This window comes from Synechococcus sp. CB0101, assembly GCF_000179235.2.
Taxonomy (GTDB): Bacteria; Cyanobacteriota; Cyanobacteriia; order PCC-6307; family Cyanobiaceae; genus Vulcanococcus.
Window position 1 is genome coordinate 2,659,853 of record NZ_CP039373.1, and the last position, 18,405, is coordinate 2,678,257.

The window sequence follows — 18,405 nt, forward strand, 5'->3', positions numbered from 1 at the left end:
ATTGTTCTTGGCTTGGACGCAAGGTGTTCATACGCTGATGACTTCCCCCCCTAGAGGTCTGGCCATGGGCATCGTTCCGCATCCCTCCAATGCCACTGCCAGCACCTCTGCCAGCACCACCACCGGGGCTGAGCTGCTCGCCATGGGTCTCACACCCTCCGGCGTGACCGGACTGGATCCGGTGGAGACCTATTTCGAGTGCATCACCGCCTGCTCCATCGACGATGGGGAATGCGTGACCCAGTGCGTGGAAGTGCTGCGCGAAGCCGACACCTGAACCGGTTCAACGCGAGCGCATCAAGGTGGAGAGTTCCACCGGTGTCACCTGCAGCTGCAGGGTCTGCCCCTGCCGCTGCAGCGTGAGCTCCATCGGGCGACCCACGCCATTGCGTTCCACCAGCTGGGTGAGTTGAGCGGGATTGGTCACGGGCTGGCCATCCACCGCCGTGATGCGATCACCAGGCCGCAGCCCCGCCCGTGCCGCAGGCCCCCCGGGCATCACACTGCGCACCACCGCACCGGGCACGGGGGTGCCACTGGCGTTGCGCACAGCATCCAGGCCCACACCAATCATCGCGTGGCTCACGCTGCCCTTGCTCACCAGCTGCTCGGCCACGGTGCGGGCGCGGTTGATCGGGATCGCGAAGCCCAAGCCGGCGCCTGGCCCGGAGCGCACCAGGGTGTTGATCCCCACCACGGCTCCATCCGCATCCAGCAGCGGCCCACCGGAATTTCCCGGATTGATCGCAGCATCGGTCTGAATCAACTCCAGCCTCTTGTCGGTGATCCCGAGGGAGGCGGCATTGCGGTTCAGGCTGCTCACAATCCCGAGGGTCACGGTCTGATCGAGGCCAAAGGGATTACCCACAGCAATCACCCACTCACCCACCTGCAGGCTGTCGGAATTGCCCAACGGCGCCACGGGCCACGATCCGCCACCCGCCAGCTGCACCACCGCCAGATCGGTCACGCGATCGGCCCCCACCACCTTGCCCTCCACCCGGCGGCCATCGCTGAGCCCCACCATCACCCGGGTGCTGCCCTCCACCACGTGGGCGTTGGTGAGCAGCAGACCGCTGCTGTCATAGATGAAGCCACTGCCCTGGCCGCGCTCGGTGCGCTGGGAGGGTGGGATCACACCACCACCTTGCGGCAGCCCAAAGAACTGCCGCAGCATCGGATCCATAAACGGAAAGGGCGGCAGGCTCTGACGCCCTGGCACCACCACCGTGCGCTCGGTATCGATCGTGACCACCGCTGGCCCCGTGCGGCGCACGGCCTCCGCCACAAACGATTGGCGCGAGAGCACCGCATTTGCTGCTGAGGATTGGGCCAAGGCCGGCGGCAAGGCCACGCCCCCTAGAGCCGCAACGAGGGCCAGAGGCAACACCCGGGAATGCACAGCAGCCATCACAGGGAAACCGGTGGGCTTCGACCGTACGCAGGTTTGCTGTGGGGGCAAAGGGGAAGCACTGGTGGATTTCCCCACCGCAGCTGGCCGAGCCGCGCGATGATGGCGTCAACGCATCGAACGCAGCCCCACCGCTTTCCCTTGCCGGGACCCTCGCCATGATCTCCGAGTTTTTCGCCAGGCTGTTGCCGCTGATCTACGCGGCCTGCTTCCTCGGATTGCTGTGGCAGGCCTTCCGGATCATGGGCCGCGGGTTTGCCGCTGTCCCCCGCCCGGGCGACCAGAACCGCGTTCCCCGCGGCGATCGCACCGGCCGGCTCACCATCCATCCGGAGCTGCTGGATGCCGATGGCCAGCTCACCCGCGACGACCTGCTCACCGTTCGCTTTGGCGGTGATCAGGAGCAGCCCGCCTCACCGAACGACCCCAGCTGAGCCCGCACGGGCCCTCCAGCTGGTACAACCGTTGAGTGCTTGTGGACACAGCGGAGGCTGAGTGGAGCAAAGAACCCGGATCGTGGCTGCGGTGCTCAAGGCCATCAAGCTGCCCCCCCGCTTTCAGCTGAAGCTGGTGAAAGAGGATCCCGTCCGTCTGGAGCTGATCCTCACTCCGGCCTACGGCAAGCAACCGATCCTCGTGGGCCTCGTGGAATCCCAGGATCTGGTGGCCCGCCGCGACCGTGAAGGGCGCGTGCCCAGGGATCTTCAAGGCACCTGGGATTGGACCGTGCGCCACGGCAAGGTGAACACCGGTGGCTGGAACCCCTATCTGAAGGAAGCGCTTCAGACCATGTTTGAAACCGGCCTGCCGGCGATCGTGTACGAGGAAACCACCGGCGAGGTGTATCACCCGGTGGACGGCGCCCGCCACGTGCGCTGAGCCCGCTCCCCTCCAATCAGCCCGTGCCCCTGCCGATCGAGCCGCTGCTGCCTGAGCTGGTGCAGCGGCTCCCCGCCGGGGGCACCGTCTTGCTGCAGGCACCTCCGGGGGCCGGTAAAACCACGCGCGTTCCGCTGGCCCTGCTGGAGAGCTGCAGCGGCCGCATCCTGATGCTGGAGCCCCGGCGGCTGGCCGCCAAGGCGGCCGCTGAGCGACTGGCCTCCGAACTCGGTGAGCGGGTGGGCCAACGCGTCGGCTACCGGGTGCGCCTGGAAAGCCGCGTGTCCGCCGCCACTCGGCTGGAGGTGCTCACCGACGGCCTCTTCCTGCGGCAGCTGCAGGCCGATCCGGCCCTGGAGGGGGTGGGTTGCGTGATCTTCGATGAATTTCACGAACGCCGCTGCGAAGCGGATCTCGCTCTGGCCCTGTTGCGTGAAGCCCGCGAGCTGCTGATGCCGGAGCTGCGGCTGCTGGTGATGTCAGCCACGCTCAACCTGCAACCCCTGGTGGAGCAGCTGCCGGAAGCCGCGCTGCTCACCAGCGAAGGCCGCAGCCACCCGGTGAGCATCAGCCACCAACCGCCAAGGGAGCGGGAGTCGCTCCAGGCCCAGGTGGTGCGCGCCTTGGAAGCCCACTGGCTCGATCGAAGAGAGCCGAATGAAACCGTGCTGGTGTTCCTGCCCGGCCAACGGGAGCTGCGGCTCTGCCAGGAGGCCATCGCCATCACCGGCTGGGCGCACGACGTGGAGCTCTGCTTGCTGCACGGCAATCTGCCTTTGGCCGAACAGAGCCAGGCCATCCGCCGCGCCACTGGCTCCGCCGGCAAGGTGGTGCTGGCCACGGCCATTGCCGAAAGCTCGCTCACCATCGAAGGCGTGAGCCTGGTGATCGACAGCGGGCTCAGCCGCCGCAGCCGCTTCGATCCGGTGAGCGGCATGGAGAGCCTGGTCACAGTGCCCGCCAGCCTGGCGAGTGCCGAGCAACGCGCCGGCCGAGCCGGCCGCTTGGGCCCCGGTCGCGCCCTGCGGCTCTGGAGCCCGGCGGAGCAGCAACGCCGGCCCGCCTTCGACCCTCCAGCGGTGATGGAGGCCGATCCGGCTCCGCTGGTGCTTCAGCTCGCCGAATGGGGTGCCGGCCTGGGCGAGACGCTCCCCTGGCTTGAGCCACCGCCCCAGGCCCACCTGCTGGAAGGCCAAGGGCTGCTGCATCAACTGGGCGCCCTCGATGCGAACGGCACCCTGAATGCCCACGGCCGGCAGCTGGCCAGCCTGGGCGTGCATCCACGGCTGGCCCAACTGCTACTGCGCGCCCGCGACCTGGGAGCCGAGGCGCTGGGCTGCAGCCTGGCGGTGCTGCTGAGCGAGCGCGATCCCCTCTCGCAGCAAGAGGCTGGCTGCGATCTGATGCAGCGGCTCGATTGGCTGCGACGCCCGGGCCGCGATCCACGGCGCCAACAGCTTCAACAACTGGAGCAGCAGCTGCGCCGCCAACTCCCGCCCAGCACGGTTCAGAGCCACCCAGGAGAACCCGAAACGGTGCTGGCCGCCGAACTGCTGGCCCATGCCTACCCAGAGCGGGTAGCGCTGGAGCGCACGCCCGGCTCCGGCCGCTACCTCACCCGCAGCGGGCGCGGAGCCGTATTGCATCCGAGCGATCCCCTGGTGGGCGCTCCAGCCCTGGCGATCGCCGCCGCCGATGGCGGCAGCAGCGATGCCCGCATCCAGCTGGCCCTGCCTCTTGCCACCAGCAGCCTGCTCAGCCTCGCCGAGGCTGCGGGCGAGGAGTGCGCCCAGGTGAGCTGGGATCACCAGCAACAACGCATCCGGGCCGAGCGAGAGCTGCGGCTGGGGGCGCTGGTGCTCGAGCGGCGTCCCTGGCCCGAGGCGCCTGCTGCTGTGCTGCGGGACGCCCTGCTCAGCGGCCTGGTCGAACTGGGGATCGAAGCGCTCCCCTGGGATGCCAGCAGCCGTCAATTGCAGCAACGCCTTGCCCTGGCCCACCGGGAGCTGGGAGATCCCTGGCCCGACCGCAGCCTCACCACCCTGGCCGCTGATCCCGCCAGCTGGCTGGCCGATCAGCTCGACGGCATCCGCAGCCGCACCGACCTCCAGGGCATCAACCTGGAGGAAGCCCTATGGAGCGGCCTGCCCTGGGAGGCTCGCCGTGAGCTCAATGCCCTGCTCCCCCAGGCGCTAGCCATCCCCTCAGGTCGCGAGGCGCGGCTCGATTACAGCAACGGCGAACCGGTGCTAGCCGTGAAATTGCAGGAGCTCTTCGGAGCGGCCAGCACCCCAACGGTGCTCGGCGGGCGGCTGCCAGTCACGGTGCATCTGCTCTCCCCAGCCGGCCGGCCAGCGGCCATCACCCAGGATCTAGCTGGGTTCTGGAATGGCGCCTATCTGGAGGTGCGCAAGGAGCTGAGGGGCCGCTACCCCCGTCACCCCTGGCCGGATGATCCCGCCAACACACCGGCCACAGCACTCACCAAGCGCGCCCTGGAACGCCGTCAGTCCCAGAGGTGATCGAAACCGAAATGGCGCAGCCCTTCGGCGATGCCGGCACAGCCCACCGCGGAGGCCAGGTACACCGAGGGCAAACGGGGCAGATGCTCCTGCAGCGCCGATTCGGCGTTAGCCACCATCACACCTTTGAGCCCGGTTTCAAACATCGCCAGATCGTTGAGCGTGTCGCCGGCCGTCACCACGCAGGCCGGATCAACATCCAGCCATTGCAGCAGGGCCAACAGGGTCGAGCCCTTGTTCACGCCGGTCGGCAGCAGATCGAGGTAACGGTTGTCGGAGAGGAGGCAATCCACACCGTGGGCCTCCAGCTGCGGGATCAGGCTGTGATCAAACGCTTCCGGGTCGACGTAATACGCCAAACGCCGCTCGGAATGGAGCGGTTGCGGGGCAAGACCAGGCTGGCCCTCCAGAAGCGGCAACAACGCCTGCTCCTTGCCCTGCCAGAGGGCCTCAATCGGATCCACCGCCAACGGCACCGGTAGCAACGACTGACCGCAGGCCACCGTGCAGCCCACATCACCTATTACGAGATGGGGCGCCGCCAAGCCGATCGGCTCATCCTCCGCCAGCACCCTGGCAATGGAGCTGAGGTCCCGCCCGGTGGAGAACACATGCAGCACCCGGTCTCGCTGCTCCGCCAGCCATCGGTAAAAGCTGCGGCGTTCAGCGGTAGCGCCTCCCAGCAAGGTGCCATCGAGGTCAGTCACCAGCACCAGCTCAGGCGCCTCCGGCAGGGGGGCTGATAGCTGGCTCTGCAACAACTGACGCGACACGGCCGATAGCGATCAAGCGGCGACAACCGTATCGCCGAACACCGTCAAGCGACCCACACGTTTCGTTACAGTCGTTCTGTTCGCGTCATTCCGATGCCTGACTCCACCTCCACATCTGCTCGCTTCGGTTTTGTGAATTTCGCTGAAACCTGGAATGGCCGTCTGGCGATGCTGGGCTTCACCATCGGCCTGGCCACCGAGCTGCTCACCGGCCAGGGCATCCTGGGCCAGATCGGTCTGGGCTGAACCTTCACCCCGAAACACAAGTTTTTTGTTGGGCGCCTTCTCAAACGAGGAGGCGCTTTTTCATGGTTCAAACTGTCAGCACACCACCCGCAGATCCCCTGGCACAGCTTTTCGCCAAGAACCGCCGCGATGGCGCCCGGATGCTCAGCAGCGGCGTTGTGATTACCAGCGTCGGCTGGATTCGCATCGACCATCCGGCTGGCCAGATCGTGGCCGTGCTCGGCAGCCTGGTTTGCCTCTATTGGTGGAGTTGCTACCGCCGCCTGGAGCGGTGAACGGCGATCCGGGGCTGCCGCGTTACAGCGTTGCTGAACTGAACCAGGCGATTGCATCGCTCTTGGAACGGGGCTTTGCGCCACGTTTTCTGCTGGAAGCAACGGTGTCGCGGCCGCAGCTCAAAAAAGGGCACCTCTGGCTCACCCTGGTGGATGAGCAGGCCTCGATCTCAGGCGTGGTCTGGGCGTCACAACTCAGCAAGCTCAGCGTTCAGCCCAGCGAAGGCGATGGCGTGCTGGTGGTGGGCAAGCTCAATTTCTGGGCGAGCCGCGCGAGTCTCTGCGTCCAGATCCTCGATCTGCGGCCGAGCCTCAGTGCCGTGCTGCGCCAATTCGAGCGGGTCCGCTGCCTGCTGGAACCCGAAGGCCTGCTCGATCCCGCCCGCAAGCAGCCGCTACCGGCCATGCCTGCGGCGATTGCCTTGCTCACCAGCGTGCCCAGTTCTGCTCTGGCCGACATGCTGCGCACAGCCCAAGAGCGCTGGCCCGCCACGCGCATCCATGTGGTGCCCATCCCCGTGCAGGGGCCTGTGGAAGAGCAGATCCGCAGCCGACTGGCGGAGGTACTGGCCCGTGCCGGCGAGCTCGGGATCGAAGCGCTCGTGCTGGCCCGAGGCGGCGGAAGCCGTGAAGACCTGGCGGTGTTCGATAGCGAAGCCTTGGCCCGCGACCTCGCTGCCTGCCCACTGCCAGTGGTCACGGGGCTGGGCCACGAAGACGACACCACCATTGCGGATCTGGTGGCCGATTACCGAGCCGCGACCCCAACCGCAGCCGTGGTGGCCCTGCTGCCAGATCGCCAACACCTGGGGCTAGCGCTGCAGCAGCAACGGATCCTGCTCCGCCAAGCCGTGAACAACCGCCTGCAACAGGAGCGCCTTCGGCTGGCGGCGAGCCAGGAGCGCTTGGTGGCACTGCATCCACGCCAACTGCTGGCGAACGCCCGTCAACAGCTGCAGCAACGCATCGAGCTACTGCACGCGCTCTCTCCGCGTCGTCTGTTGGAGCGGGGGTTCACTCTGCTGCATGGTGCCGATGGGCAACTGGTGCGTTCGGTGCGGCAAGTCAGTCCCGGCGATGCCCTCCAGGTGGTGCTGGCAGACGGCAGGATCAACACTGTTGTGCAGACCACGGAACCAGGCGCTGATGGCTGAGCCGAAACCCAAGCGCAAGCGCAGCGCCCCAGATCCCGCCAATGCATGGCAAGACGAGGTGGAGCAACTGAGCTTCAACGAAGCCCGCACAGCTCTGGAGCTGGCGATGGCCAAACTGCAATCCAGCGAGCTGGAGGTGGAGGAGATGGCAACCCTGTATCGCCGTGCCGAGGCCTATGCCAACCGTTGCAGCACGGTTCTCGAAGGCGTGGAACAAGAAGTGATCCAATGGGACACAACAAGCCCTTAAACACCGCCATGGAGTCCCGCACCTCGCCGCAACCCTGGTTGGCCTGGCTCTATCTGGCGCTGGCGATCGCCGGAGGCGTTTTGCCATGGATGGCCAACCTGGCCTACATGCGCGAGTACGGCTCCAGCTTTGATATCGGTCTGTTCATCGCGTTGGCCAATGCCAACCCGGCTGCCCAATCACTCTCCCGTGATCTGCTGGTGGGGGCCTCAGCCATCACCATTTGGATCGTGGTGGAAAGCCGCCGTCTGCAGATGCGGCATCTCTGGCTCGTCCTGTTGAGCTCCGTGACAGTGGCATTTGCGTTTGCCGCTCCGTTCTTCTTGTTTCTGAGGGAACGACGCTTGGCCGAACTGGCCCGGCAAGCCGAGGCGGATGCGGCAGGCTCAGCGCTCGCCTGAGACGTCGCGAACCTCCACATCAATCACGGCTGAACTGGCGGGCTGATCGGCGTCAACGGTGCTGCGCGTGCCTGCCTCAGCGAGGCTTGTCCCACAGGCGGGACAGATTGTGGCACCCAAACTGGGCGTCCCGCATGCGGGACAGGTGACCAAACGGCGGCGAAACCACTGCCAAGCCAGAAAGCCCGCACCGGCCAGCACCAAGGGGCCAAACACCAACAAGAGAGCAAACCCTTCAAGCACGTCCACGAATAGGCGCGCCGTAAAGCCCGGGGCCAACAACAGGACGCCAATCACCAGGATCCACAACCACGGAATCGGGCGTTGCATCAGCAGGCCTCTGGCACGGTTGCACCCATCCTCATGGCAGATCAGCCGCAGCGGAAGCGTTCCACTGTGCGGATGCCTCACCCTCACGTCGGCGGCTCACAACCACGCTCACAGCGGTACCGAAGTAGACCACCAAGCCCACGAGCCAGACCCACAAACTCAGCAACAGCACACCACCAATCACGCCATAAGCCTGAAAGCGCGATCCGAGCGACAACAAACTTCGGCCGAGCACCACATTGAAGATGGTTAACACCAGACCGATCAACATCGATCCAGGAATGAGGGAGCGGACCGGAACGTGACGCGTCGGAAGAATAGCGAGCAAGGCAAACGCCAAACTGCAAGCGATCAACAACGAAAGACCAAAATCAACAGCCATGGGAACCGGCGCCCACAGATGCAGCCAGGACGGCAACCAGCTCTGCAACATCAGTCGCCAACTACCCGGACTGAGCAAACGCAAATTAGTGGTGAGTTGATCCAGCACCACAAAGAAACCAATCAATGTCACCAAGGCAATCGCCTCAAGTCGCGCCCGAATGAAACGCCAGACAGGCCTGGTCCAATGGTCAATGGGGAGCAGACAGGGACGAAATCCCCACAACCGATCTGCACCACGCTGCAAGCTCAAATAAGCGTTAGTCGACGACACCAACAGAAAGCCAGCACCCACCAAGCCAGCACCGGTCCCCTGACGAATGAGCTGATTGAGGGTGCTTCGGATCACCGGAATCACCGAGGCAGGCAACACCTGATCTGCTAATTCCAAAAGCTGGTCGGACACATTATCCGCACTCCCCAGCACTCGGCTGGCGACGCCCAAAGCAATCAACAGGATCGGGAAAATAGACTGCAGTGTGTGATAGGCAAACGCAGCGCTGAGATCCACACAGTCCTCACGGTCCCAGAGCCGATAGGAACGCCAGCACAAGCGCACAACAGAACGCCACCAACCCGAACGCCGCATCAATGCCGTGGTGCCGTGATCCTGACCTGACGCTACAGCCTCACCTCCCCACAGCCAACAAAAAAGCCACCCGTTCGGGTGGCTTCTCTGCCTCATCACTCCAGTCGGCTGATCAACAGCAGCAACGGGAGCGGGAGATGGTTAGAGCAAAGAAAGTTTTACCTGGCATCGACCTATTTTCTCAGGGGGCTACCCCCAAATATCGTCGGCGCTGCATCGTTTCACAGCCGAGTTCGAGATGGATCGGAGTGGTTCCAATGCGCCATGGACACCAGGATAGAAAACTTGAGTGACAAGCTTTCAGATTCTTCGCTCTCAGGTGAACCCTGAGAACTGCATAGGTTACAGACCTGTCCGTCTGCCTGCTGACGCAGGTGTTGGAGGTCCGCTCTAGAAGACAAAGATCTCGCCTCTTGCGAGGCTCACCTCGAATGAGGTTTGAGAGCTGAGGTTTGGTCAAGCCCTCGGTCTATTAGTACTCCTCTGCTTCACGCATTACTGCGCTTCCACATAGAGCCTATCAACGGGTGTTCTGCCCGTGACCTTACTGGCTTAAGCCATGGGAATACTCATCTTGAGGTGGGCTTCCCACTTAGATGCTTTCAGCGGTTATCCACTCCGCACATGGCTACCCAGCGTTTACCGTTGGCACGATAACTGGTACACCAGAGGTGCGTTCCTCCCGGTCCTCTCGTACTAGGGAGAAATCCTCTCAATATTCCTGCGCATGCACCGGATATGGACCGAACTGTCTCACGACGTTCTGAACCCAGCTCGCGTACCGCTTTAATGGGCGAACAGCCCAACCCTTGGGACCGACTTCAGCCCCAGGTTGCGATGAGCCGACATCGAGGTGCCAAACCTCCCCGTCGATGTGAACTCTTGGGGAGATCAGCCTGTTATCCCTAGAGTAACTTTTATCCGTTGAGCGACGGCCCTTCCACGCAGAACCGTCGGATCACTAAGGCCTACTTTCGTACCTGTTCGACTTGTAGGTCTCACAGTCAAGCTCCCTTCTGCCTTTACACTCGTCGGCTGATTTCCAACCAGCCTGAGGGAACCTTTGCGCGCCTCCGTTACCTTTTAGGAGGCGACCGCCCCAGTCAAACTGCCCACCAGATACTGTCCGGTCCCCGGATAACGGGTGACCGTTAGAACCCTAGCTCGCAAAGAGTGGTATCTCACCAGTGGCTCACCATCACCCACAAGCAATGGATCAAAGCCTCCCACCTATCCTGCGCATTGCGAGCCCGAGCACAATACCAAGCTACAGTAAAGCTTCATAGGGTCTTTCTGTCCGGGTGCACGTAGTCCGCATCTTCACAGACAATTCTATTTCGCCGAGCCTCTCTCCGAGACAGCGCCCAGATCGTTACGCCTTTCGTGCGGGTCGGAACTTACCCGACAAGGAATTTCGCTACCTTAGGACCGTTATAGTTACGGCCGCCGTTCACCGGGGCTTCAGTCGTTAGCTTCGCTTGCGCTGACCAACTTCTTTAACCTTCCGGCACTGGGCAGGCGTCAGCCCCCATACATCGTCTTGCGACTTAGCGGAGACCTGTGTTTTTGGTAAACAGTCGCCTGGGCCTATTCACTGCGACCAGCTCGCGCTGGCACCCCTTCTCCCGAAGTTACGGGGTCATTTTGCCGAGTTCCTTAGAGAGAGTTACCTCGCGCCCCTCGGTATTCTCTACCACCCCACCTGTGTCGGTTTCGGGTACAGGTAATCATGCCTTAACGGGTATAGGGCTTTTCTTGGAAGCTTGACGTCACCAACTTCGCTTCCGTAGAAGCTCGCACTCACGCCTCAGCTCAAGCTGTTTTCGCCAGCTCTCAACGCCTCGAACGCTTGGACCGGTAACCAACATCCGGATTGGCTAGCCTTCTCCGTCCCCTTCCCAAAACATGATCAGTACAGGAATGTTGACCTGTTGTCCATCGACTACGCCTTTCGGCCTCGCCTTAGGTCCTGACTAACCCTCCGCGGACGAGCCTGCCGGAGGAACCCTTAGGGTTTCGGGGAATGGGATTCTCACCCATTTTTTCGCTACTCAAGCCGACATTCTCACTTCCATGCAGTCCACGCCCGCTTACGCTAACGCTTCACCCCACATGGAACGCTCCCCTACCATTAAACAAGTTTAATCCGCAGCTTCGGTACAACGCTTAGCCCCGTTCATTTTCGGCGCAGGATCGCTCGACCAGTGAGCTATTACGCACTCCTTTGAGGATGGCTGCTTCTAGGCAAACCTCCTGGTTGTCTGGGCAATCCCACCTCCTTTATCACTTAGCGTTGATTTGGGGACCTTAGCTGGCGGTCTGGGCTGTTTCCCTTTCGACCATGGAGCTTATCCCCCACAGTCTGACTGCCTAGTTACACACAGGGTATTCAGAGTTTGTCTCGATTTGGTACCGCTCTCGCAGCCCGCACCGAAACAGTGGCTTTACCCCCCTGCTGGAGCACTAGACGCTACGCCTCAACGTATTTCGGGGAGAACCAGCTAGCTCCGGGTTCGATTGGCATTTCACCCCTAACCACAGCTCATCCGCTGATTTTTCAACATCAGTCGGTTCGGACCTCCACTTGGTATCACCCAAGCTTCATCCTGGCCATGGTTAGATCACCCGGGTTCGGGTCTATAAACACTGACAATCGCCCTATTCAGACTCGCTTTCGCTATGGCTCCACCATTCCCGGTTTAACCTGCCAGTGCCTATAAGTCGCCGGCTCATTCTTCAACAGGCACACGGTCACCCTATGAGTAGGGCTCCCATTGCTTGTAAGCTCACGGTTTCATGTTCTATTTCACTCCCCTCCCGGGGTTCTTTTCACCTTTCCCTCGCGGTACTGTTGCGCTATCGGTCACACAGGAGTACTTAGCCTTACGAGGTGGTCCTCGCGGATTCACACGGAATTTCACGTGCTCCGTGCTACTCGGGATACAGCTAGCTCAGTTCAATTTTCGAATACGGGACTTTCACCCTCTGTGGTGCGCCATTCAAACGCTTCTTCTAATCTCCCTGATACACGTTGCTGTCCCACAACCCCGATGGTCGAAACCATCGGTTTAGGCTCTTCCCCGTTCGCTCGCCGCTACTGAGGGAGTCGTTTTTACTTTCCTTTCCTCCAGCTACTAAGATGTTTCAGTTCGCTGGGTTGGCTCGCACCGCCCTATGGATTCAGGCGGCCGTTCTAGGGGTTGCCCCATTCGGAAATTCCCGGATCAAAGCGTTTTTTCCAGCTCCCCGAGACTTATCGCAGGTAAACACGTCCTTCATCGCCTCTGTGTGCCAAGGTATCCACCGTGAGCCCTTTGTAGCTTGACCAAATTAATCCTCCTAACGCTTCAGGCTGTTGAGGCCTATTCTCTCGAATTTCTCTCAAGTCATTGCTGACTTAAGCCAAATAAGGATCAGACTCCCGTCGGCTCGGCGCCGTTGGAAGAACGCTAGAAGGTCTCGGCTCTCAAAAATAGAATCACGAGTTGACTCAACCTGATCATCCATCAATGATGGAACATCAGACGTCATCATCTCGCCTCTATGAGATGCTTTGTCTTTCCAGACTCACCTATGCAGTTGTCAAGGTTCTGCTGAATCTCATTGAAAAAGCCCCTCGCGAGGCTCCTTCGCTGAATCCAGCATCAGATCAACCATCTCAACCTTGATCGGTCGATCAAAGCTTGGGGAATGATCTGAGGCTGAACTCCACTCGATCTCTCGAGTGCTCTTGATCAGCGAACAACGTCTACGTCACCACACAAGAATTGCTTCCTGCTTCAGGAGTTCAGATGTTAGTGGAGGTTAGCGGACTCGAACCGCTGACATCCTGCTTGCAAAGCAGGCGCTCTACCAACTGAGCTAAACCCCCAATTGATCCATTACTGGACCTTGGCATGGGCCATCCTGGACTTGAACCAGGGACCTCACCCTTATCAGGGGTGCGCTCTAACCACCTGAGCTAATGGCCCAGGAAGTGAACCCTCTATGGGGTGACCTAGACAACGTTTAGGAACTAAAAATCAAGACTTGAGCATGAATGACTTACCGAGGTATCCCATTCATCCCAACCTTGAAGTTGAGGTACCGATCGACCTTCGAGATGACAGGATCATGGCCTGAGAATAAAGTACTCAGACATCACGATCAGTTGTTGTCTCCCTGTTAGGAGGTGATCCAGCCGCACCTTCCGGTACGGCTACCTTGTTACGACTTCACCCCAGTCATCAGCCCCACCTTCGACATCCTCCTCCACAAGGGTTGGAGTAACGGCTTCGGGCGTGGCCAACTTCCATGGTGTGACGGGCGGTGTGTACAAGGCCCGGGAACGTATTCACCGCAGTATGCTGACCTGCGATTACTAGCGATTCCTCCTTCACGTAGGCGAGTTGCAGCCTACGATCTGAACTGAGCCACGGTTTATGGGATTTGCTAGCTCTCGCGAGTTTGCTGCCCTTTGTCCGTAGCATTGTAGTACGTGTGTAGCCCAGGATGTAAGGGGCATGATGACTTGACGTCATCCACACCTTCCTCCGGTTTATCACCGGCGGTCTCGCTAGAGTGCCCAACTAAATGCTGGCAACTAACGACGTGGGTTGCGCTCGTTGCGGGACTTAACCCAACATCTCACGACACGAGCTGACGACAGCCATGCACCACCTGTCACTGCGTTCCCGAAGGCACTCTTCTGTTTCCAAAAGATTCGCAGGATGTCAAACCCTGGTAAGGTTCTTCGCGTTGCATCGAATTAAACCACATACTCCACCGCTTGTGCGGGCCCCCGTCAATTCCTTTGAGTTTCACACTTGCGTGCGTACTCCCCAGGCGGAACACTTAACGCGTTGGCTACGACACCGAGGGGGTCGATTCCCCCGACACCTAGTGTTCATCGTTTACGGCCAGGACTACAGGGGTATCTAATCCCTTTCGCTCCCCTGGCTTTCGTCCATGAGCGTCAGTTATGGCCCAGCAGAGCGCCTTCGCCACTGGTGTTCTTCCCGATATCTACGCATTTCACCGCTACACCGGGAATTCCCTCTGCCCCTACCACACTCTAGTCTTACAGTTTCCATTGCTGAAATGGAGTTAAGCTCCACGCTTTAACAACAGACTTACAAGACCGCCTGCGGACGCTTTACGCCCAATAATTCCGGATAACGCTTGCCACTCCCGTATTACCGCGGCTGCTGGCACGGAATTAGCCGTGGCTTATTCATCAAGTACCGTCAGATCTTCTTCCTTGATAAAAGAGGTTTACAGCCCAGAGGCCTTCATCCCTCACGCGGCGTTGCTCCGTCAGGCTTTCGCCCATTGCGGAAAATTCCCCACTGCTGCCTCCCGTAGGAGTCTGGGCCGTGTCTCAGTCCCAGTGTGGCTGATCATCCTCTCAGACCAGCTACTGATCGATGCCTTGGTAGGCTCTTACCCCACCAACTAGCTAATCAGACGCGAGCTCATCCTCAGGCGAAATTCATTTCACCTCGCGGCATATGGGGTATTAGCGGCCGTTTCCAGCCGTTATCCCCCTCCTGAGGGCAGATTCTCACGCGTTACTCACCCGTCCGCCACTAACCCGAAGGTTCGTTCGACTTGCATGTGTTAAGCACGCCGCCAGCGTTCATCCTGAGCCAGGATCAAACTCTCCGTTGTAGTTCAAGTCCTGTTGGTTACCGAAATAACCTCAACTTGAATTGCTCATCACCCACTCGATCCACTGGCGCAGATCTCACAGTTGGAGCCACTCCCTCTGACAGAAGCGTTCAAAGAGTGCAAAACAAAATTTCTTTCGTCTCGACTTTCCAGGATCTCAGATCCGGTCGTTGCTCCACCTCCTGCACACCGACACAACCAACAACCGTGAGAGTCATCGATCGTGTAAAGCAGTAGGTTTCTGCAACTTAAAATTTTTGACGGGACCTCACACCTTCACTGCTCTTTGCGGCCAACCTCCCGCAGCCTCAACACCCTCTCGAGTGGATCCTGCAGGCGGCTGACGCAGTGAAAGCGTCAGTTCCTAAACGTTTCAGTTGTCCAGGTGCTCCAGAAAACAAAACCTGCCTCGCGGCTCGGCTTCGCTCTCGGATCAGCGGCTTCTCGACCGCTTGTTGAACCTACATCACCGACTGCTCGGCTCTCGGTTCGACGCGGCCTCTCAGCCGCTTGATGAACCTACAACACCGATCTCTCGGCGCTTTCGGTTCCTGCGACGCTCGCCTCTCGGCTCCCGCGCAGTCCATAACCATAACACCGGCTACCCGGATGGTGTCAACCCATACAGCAGGGGATGACGAGACCGCTTGCCATTTCTAGGGTTTGAGCAAGCAAGGCCGAGGGGCTGGAGGTCGAATGGCCAGGCAGTTCAGCCAAGAACGCCTACGAGTACGCCCCAGCTCCCGCGAGGAAGCGGTGGTGAGCGCTGCCCACGAGCACTTTGAGCGCACCCTGATCCGCATCCGTGGTGAGCTGGTGGGATCGATGGCAGCCCTCAGCCACCCAGGCGGAAAGGATCACGCCCTCAACTACGACGAGGTGTTCCTGCGGGACAACGTGCCCGTGATGCTGCTCCTTCTGGTGCAGGGACGTTTCGCCATCGTGCGCAACTTCCTGGAAACCTGCCTGGAACTGCAGAGCAGCGCGTATCAGACCCGCGGCGTGTTCCCCACCAGCTTTGTGGAGCAGGACGGTGAGCTGGTGGCCGATTACGGCCAACGCTCCATCGGGCGCATCACCTCAGTGGACGCCAGCCTGTGGTGGCCCGTGTTGTGCTGGCTCTACGTGCGGCGTAGCCGCGACTGGGAATTCGGCTCCAGTCAACGGGTGCAACGGGGCGTGCAGCTGTTGTTGGATCTGGTGCTGCACCCCACCTTCGAAGGCACGCCGGTGCTGTTTGTACCGGATTGCGCCTTCATGATTGATCGCCCCATGGATGTGTGGGGTGCCCCTCTTGAGATCGAGGTGTTGCTCTACGGCTGCCTGGGCAGTTGCTGCCAGCTGATGGCCCTGGCCCAGAAGAGCCACAACAGCCGACTGCTGGAACAACGCCTGGTGCTCACCCGTGAGTGGAAGCATGACCTGCGCCGCTATCTGCTCAAGCACTACTGGGTGACAAGCAAAACCATGCAAGTGCTGCGGCGGCGCCCCACGGAGCAATACGGCGAAACCCAGGCCCTCAATGAATTCAACGTGCAGCCGCAGGTGATCCCCCCCTGGCTGCAGGACTGGCTGGAGAACCGAGGCGGCTATCTGATCGGCAACATGCGCACCGGCCGACCCGACTTTCGCTTCTACAGCCTGGGCAACTGCCTGGCCTGCCTGTTTGAACTGATCACCGCCCCCCAGCAGCGGGCCCTCTTCCGGCTGGTGTTGCACAACCGGGAACACCTGATGGCACAGATGCCGATGCGGATCTGCCATCCACCCCTGGAAGGGGACGAGTGGAGTGAAAAAACCGGGTCCGATCCCAAGAACTGGCCCTGGAGCTACCACAACGGTGGGCACTGGCCCAGCCTGCTCTGGTATCTGGGCGGGGCTCTGTTGCTCCATGAGCAGCGCTATCCCCAGGCCGATGTGCTGCTGATGGGCCAGATGCGGGCGATGTTGGAGGAGTGCTACTGGATGCAGCTCAACCAACTGCCCCGCCAGCAATGGGCTGAATACTTTGATGGCCCCACCGGCACCTGGGTGGGGCAGCAGGCCCGCACCTACCAGACCTGGACCATCGTGGGCTTCCTGCTACTGCACCATTTGCTGCGGGTGAACCCCAGCGACGCGGGCTTGCTGGACATCAACCGGGACTGACCCCCGCCGCATGGGCACAAAAAAACCCCAGCCGAGGCTGGGGTTGAGGGGATCACTGAACGAAATGCCGTGAAGGCAGATCAGAACAGGCCCAGGGTGAGGGACTTGTCGATGGGCAGAGCAGCGCCAATACCCAGGTAGATGGTGAACACGGTTCCGAACAGGAAGGCGGCCATGGCCACCGGACGACGGAAGGGGTTCTGGAACTTGTTGAAGCTCTCGATGAAGGGGATCAGCATCAGACCGAGGGGGATCATGGTCTGAAGGGCGATACCCAGCAGTTTGTTGGGAACAACCCGCAGGATCTGGAACACCGGGTAGAGGTACCACTCGGGGAGGATCTCCAGCGGAGTGGCGAAGGGATCAGCCTTGTCGCCCAGCATGGCGGGATCAAGCACAGCCAGACCCACGAGGCAGGCGAGGGTGCCCAGGATCACCACCGGGAAGATGTAGAGGAGATCGTTGGGCCAGGCGGGCTCGCCGTAATAGTTGTGACCCATGCCCTTGGCGAGCTTGGCCCGCAGCTTGGGATCGCTCAGATCAGGCTTCTTGAGGACGTGCATGAGAGTGACCGGTGGAAGGGTCGTATTGAGGTGAGGCTAGAAACCTTGGGAGGCCTGGCGCAGCCACCAGGCTGATAGAACCCTCAGGATCGCAACAATGCGAAACCCGAGGGCTCAACAACGTTCAGAGGGGACCGGAGATGCCCTGCTTCCGGATCATCAGGAAGTGGATGAGCATGAACACGGCCAGCAGCCAGGGCATCACGAAGGTGTGCAGGCTGTAGAAGCGTGTGAGGGTGGCCTGGCCAACGCTCTCGCCACCGCGGAGCAGTTCAACCATGAAGTCGCCCACCACGGGCACAGCAGCCGGAACGCCGGACACAATCTTCACAGCCCAGTAACCAACCTGGTCCCAGGGAAGGGAGTAGCCGGTCACACCGAAGGACACGGTGATCACAGCCATGGTGACGCCAGTGATCCACGTGAGCTCACGGGGGCGTTTGAAGCCACCGGTGAGATACACGCGGAACACGTGCAGGATCAGCATCAGCACCATCATCGAAGCGCTCCAGCGGTGCACGGAGCGGATCAGCCAGCCGAAGCTGACATCGGTCATCAAGTACTGCACGGAGGCATACGCCTCAGCCACGGTCGGCTTGTAATAGAAGGTCATCGCGAAGCCGGTCGCGAACTGAACCAGGAAGCAGACCAGGGTGATGCCGCCCAGGCAATAGAAGATGTTGACGTGGGGCGGCACGTACTTCGACGCGACGTCGTCAACGATCTCCTGGATGTCCAGGCGCTCGTTGAACCAGTCGTAGACGGGCGATGACTTTCCGCCGGAGGCGGGCGAGGAATTCGCCATGCAGCGAGAGGGTTTGGTTGGCAGAGTCT

At 60.9% G+C, this 18,405-nt stretch carries 16 protein-coding genes, 2 tRNA genes and 3 rRNA genes; 10 read left to right on the top strand and 11 right to left on the bottom strand.

Features of this window, described 5'->3' with window-relative positions; all coding sequences use genetic code 11:
* The first annotated feature begins 64 nt into the window (after nucleotides 1–64).
* Nucleotides 65–277 (top strand): hypothetical protein, encoded by a 213-nt coding sequence (locus tag CB0101_RS14425; protein ID WP_010304725.1) that lies wholly within the window; start codon nucleotides 65–67, stop codon nucleotides 275–277.
* Between the two features lie 6 nt (nucleotides 278–283).
* Here CB0101_RS14425 and CB0101_RS14430 read toward each other — a convergent pair whose 3' ends face one another.
* Nucleotides 284–1,411, bottom strand: a complete 1,128-nt coding sequence (locus CB0101_RS14430) for a trypsin-like peptidase domain-containing protein (protein WP_010304729.1) — start codon at nucleotides 1,409–1,411, stop codon at nucleotides 284–286.
* A gap of 158 nt (nucleotides 1,412–1,569) precedes the next feature.
* On the opposite strand from CB0101_RS14430, the gene CB0101_RS14435 reads away from it, so the two are divergent.
* The 3 genes from CB0101_RS14435 (at nucleotide 1,570) to hrpB (ending at nucleotide 4,812) form a co-directional block, all read left to right on the top strand.
* Nucleotides 1,570–1,845 (top strand): DUF2973 domain-containing protein, encoded by a 276-nt coding sequence (locus CB0101_RS14435; RefSeq protein ID WP_010304733.1) that lies wholly within the window; start codon nucleotides 1,570–1,572, stop codon nucleotides 1,843–1,845.
* Nucleotides 1,846–1,906: 61 nt separating this feature from the next.
* Nucleotides 1,907–2,290 carry a hypothetical protein gene (locus tag CB0101_RS14440; RefSeq protein ID WP_010304737.1) on the top strand — a complete coding sequence of 128 codons (384 nt, stop codon included), beginning with the start codon at nucleotides 1,907–1,909 and terminating at the stop codon, nucleotides 2,288–2,290.
* Between the two features lie 23 nt (nucleotides 2,291–2,313).
* Nucleotides 2,314–4,812, top strand: a complete 2,499-nt coding sequence (gene hrpB, locus CB0101_RS14445; protein WP_010304741.1) for an ATP-dependent helicase HrpB — start codon at nucleotides 2,314–2,316, stop codon at nucleotides 4,810–4,812.
* Here the strand turns inward: hrpB and CB0101_RS14450 are convergent.
* On the bottom strand, nucleotides 4,797–5,585 hold the full coding sequence (locus CB0101_RS14450; RefSeq protein ID WP_246833782.1) for an HAD family hydrolase: 789 nt from the start codon (nucleotides 5,583–5,585) through the stop codon (nucleotides 4,797–4,799). The genes hrpB and CB0101_RS14450 overlap by 16 nt on opposite strands.
* A gap of 93 nt (nucleotides 5,586–5,678) precedes the next feature.
* Between CB0101_RS14450 and CB0101_RS14455 the strand changes: the two genes are divergently transcribed.
* The 5 genes from CB0101_RS14455 (at nucleotide 5,679) to CB0101_RS14475 (ending at nucleotide 7,911) form a co-directional block, all read left to right on the top strand.
* The gene (locus CB0101_RS14455) at nucleotides 5,679–5,831 is read left to right on the top strand and encodes a chlorophyll a/b-binding protein (protein WP_010304750.1); all 153 of its coding nucleotides are present in this window, start codon (nucleotides 5,679–5,681) and stop codon (nucleotides 5,829–5,831) included.
* A gap of 62 nt (nucleotides 5,832–5,893) precedes the next feature.
* Nucleotides 5,894–6,106: a hypothetical protein gene (locus CB0101_RS14460; RefSeq protein ID WP_010304754.1), complete on the top strand. Its 213-nt coding sequence runs from the start codon at nucleotides 5,894–5,896 to the stop codon at nucleotides 6,104–6,106.
* The gene (gene xseA, locus CB0101_RS14465; protein WP_371413601.1) at nucleotides 6,076–7,260 is read left to right on the top strand and encodes an exodeoxyribonuclease VII large subunit; all 1,185 of its coding nucleotides are present in this window, start codon (nucleotides 6,076–6,078) and stop codon (nucleotides 7,258–7,260) included. Before CB0101_RS14460 ends, xseA begins: the two co-directional genes overlap by 31 nt.
* Nucleotides 7,253–7,510, top strand: coding sequence for an exodeoxyribonuclease VII small subunit (gene xseB / locus CB0101_RS14470; protein ID WP_010304762.1), 258 nt, complete (start codon nucleotides 7,253–7,255; stop codon nucleotides 7,508–7,510). The genes xseA and xseB overlap by 8 nt, the downstream gene beginning before the upstream one ends.
* On the top strand, nucleotides 7,489–7,911 hold the full coding sequence (locus CB0101_RS14475; RefSeq protein WP_029552782.1) for a DUF2834 domain-containing protein: 423 nt from the start codon (nucleotides 7,489–7,491) through the stop codon (nucleotides 7,909–7,911). Before xseB ends, CB0101_RS14475 begins: the two co-directional genes overlap by 22 nt.
* Here the strand turns inward: CB0101_RS14475 and CB0101_RS14480 are convergent.
* The 7 genes from CB0101_RS14480 to CB0101_RS14510 form a co-directional block, all read right to left on the bottom strand.
* Complete coding sequence (locus CB0101_RS14480) at nucleotides 7,897–8,241, bottom strand: zinc ribbon domain-containing protein (protein WP_043717093.1); 345 nt, start codon at nucleotides 8,239–8,241, stop codon at nucleotides 7,897–7,899. The two genes, CB0101_RS14475 and CB0101_RS14480, sit on opposite strands and share 15 nt — an antisense overlap.
* 31 nt (nucleotides 8,242–8,272) lie before the next feature.
* Nucleotides 8,273–9,133, bottom strand: coding sequence for a YihY/virulence factor BrkB family protein (locus CB0101_RS14485; protein ID WP_246833783.1), 861 nt, complete (start codon nucleotides 9,131–9,133; stop codon nucleotides 8,273–8,275).
* Between the two features lie 238 nt (nucleotides 9,134–9,371).
* Nucleotides 9,372–9,487, bottom strand: a 5S ribosomal RNA gene (rrf, locus tag CB0101_RS14490).
* Between the two features lie 176 nt (nucleotides 9,488–9,663).
* A 23S ribosomal RNA gene (locus CB0101_RS14495) occupies nucleotides 9,664–12,538 on the bottom strand.
* A 471-nt stretch (nucleotides 12,539–13,009) separates the two neighbouring features.
* Nucleotides 13,010–13,082: transfer RNA gene (locus CB0101_RS14500), tRNA-Ala, on the bottom strand.
* A gap of 26 nt (nucleotides 13,083–13,108) precedes the next feature.
* A tRNA-Ile gene (locus tag CB0101_RS14505) sits at nucleotides 13,109–13,182 on the bottom strand.
* 193 nt (nucleotides 13,183–13,375) lie between these two features.
* Nucleotides 13,376–14,860: ribosomal RNA gene (locus tag CB0101_RS14510) — 16S ribosomal RNA — on the bottom strand.
* The 16S, 23S and 5S rRNA genes sit together here with 2 tRNA genes alongside, the layout of an rRNA operon.
* 696 nt (nucleotides 14,861–15,556) lie before the next feature.
* Between CB0101_RS14510 and CB0101_RS14515 the strand changes: the two genes are divergently transcribed.
* Nucleotides 15,557–17,008, top strand: a complete 1,452-nt coding sequence (locus CB0101_RS14515; protein WP_010304800.1) for a glycoside hydrolase 100 family protein — start codon at nucleotides 15,557–15,559, stop codon at nucleotides 17,006–17,008.
* 80 nt (nucleotides 17,009–17,088) lie between these two features.
* On the opposite strand, the gene petD is transcribed toward CB0101_RS14515, so the two are convergent.
* Both petD and petB read right to left on the bottom strand, forming a co-directional pair.
* Complete coding sequence (gene petD, locus CB0101_RS14520) at nucleotides 17,089–17,571, bottom strand: cytochrome b6-f complex subunit IV (RefSeq protein WP_010304803.1); 483 nt, start codon at nucleotides 17,569–17,571, stop codon at nucleotides 17,089–17,091.
* Nucleotides 17,572–17,695: 124 nt separating this feature from the next.
* Nucleotides 17,696–18,376, bottom strand: coding sequence for a cytochrome b6 (gene petB / locus CB0101_RS14525; RefSeq protein ID WP_010304807.1), 681 nt, complete (start codon nucleotides 18,374–18,376; stop codon nucleotides 17,696–17,698).
* Nucleotides 18,377–18,405 lie beyond the last annotated feature (29 nt).

Excerpts from the sequence above, each read along its gene's own strand:
- petB (WP_010304807.1), bottom strand. The coding sequence starts at position 18,376 with ATGGCGAATTCCTCGCCCGCCTCCGGCGGAAAGTCATCGCCCGTCTAC.
- CB0101_RS14480 (WP_043717093.1), bottom strand. The coding sequence starts at position 8,241 with ATGCAACGCCCGATTCCGTGGTTGTGGATCCTGGTGATTGGCGTCCTG.
- CB0101_RS14435 (WP_010304733.1), top strand. The coding sequence starts at position 1,570 with ATGATCTCCGAGTTTTTCGCCAGGCTGTTGCCGCTGATCTACGCGGCC.
- CB0101_RS14455 (WP_010304750.1), top strand. The coding sequence starts at position 5,679 with ATGCCTGACTCCACCTCCACATCTGCTCGCTTCGGTTTTGTGAATTTC.
- CB0101_RS14475 (WP_029552782.1), top strand. The coding sequence starts at position 7,489 with ATGGGACACAACAAGCCCTTAAACACCGCCATGGAGTCCCGCACCTCG.
- petD (WP_010304803.1), bottom strand. The coding sequence starts at position 17,571 with ATGCACGTCCTCAAGAAGCCTGATCTGAGCGATCCCAAGCTGCGGGCC.
- CB0101_RS14430 (WP_010304729.1), bottom strand. The coding sequence starts at position 1,411 with ATGGCTGCTGTGCATTCCCGGGTGTTGCCTCTGGCCCTCGTTGCGGCT.
- xseB (WP_010304762.1), top strand. The coding sequence starts at position 7,253 with ATGGCTGAGCCGAAACCCAAGCGCAAGCGCAGCGCCCCAGATCCCGCC.
- CB0101_RS14515 (WP_010304800.1), top strand. The coding sequence starts at position 15,557 with ATGGCCAGGCAGTTCAGCCAAGAACGCCTACGAGTACGCCCCAGCTCC.
- CB0101_RS14425 (WP_010304725.1), top strand. The coding sequence starts at position 65 with ATGGGCATCGTTCCGCATCCCTCCAATGCCACTGCCAGCACCTCTGCC.
- CB0101_RS14460 (WP_010304754.1), top strand. The coding sequence starts at position 5,894 with ATGGTTCAAACTGTCAGCACACCACCCGCAGATCCCCTGGCACAGCTT.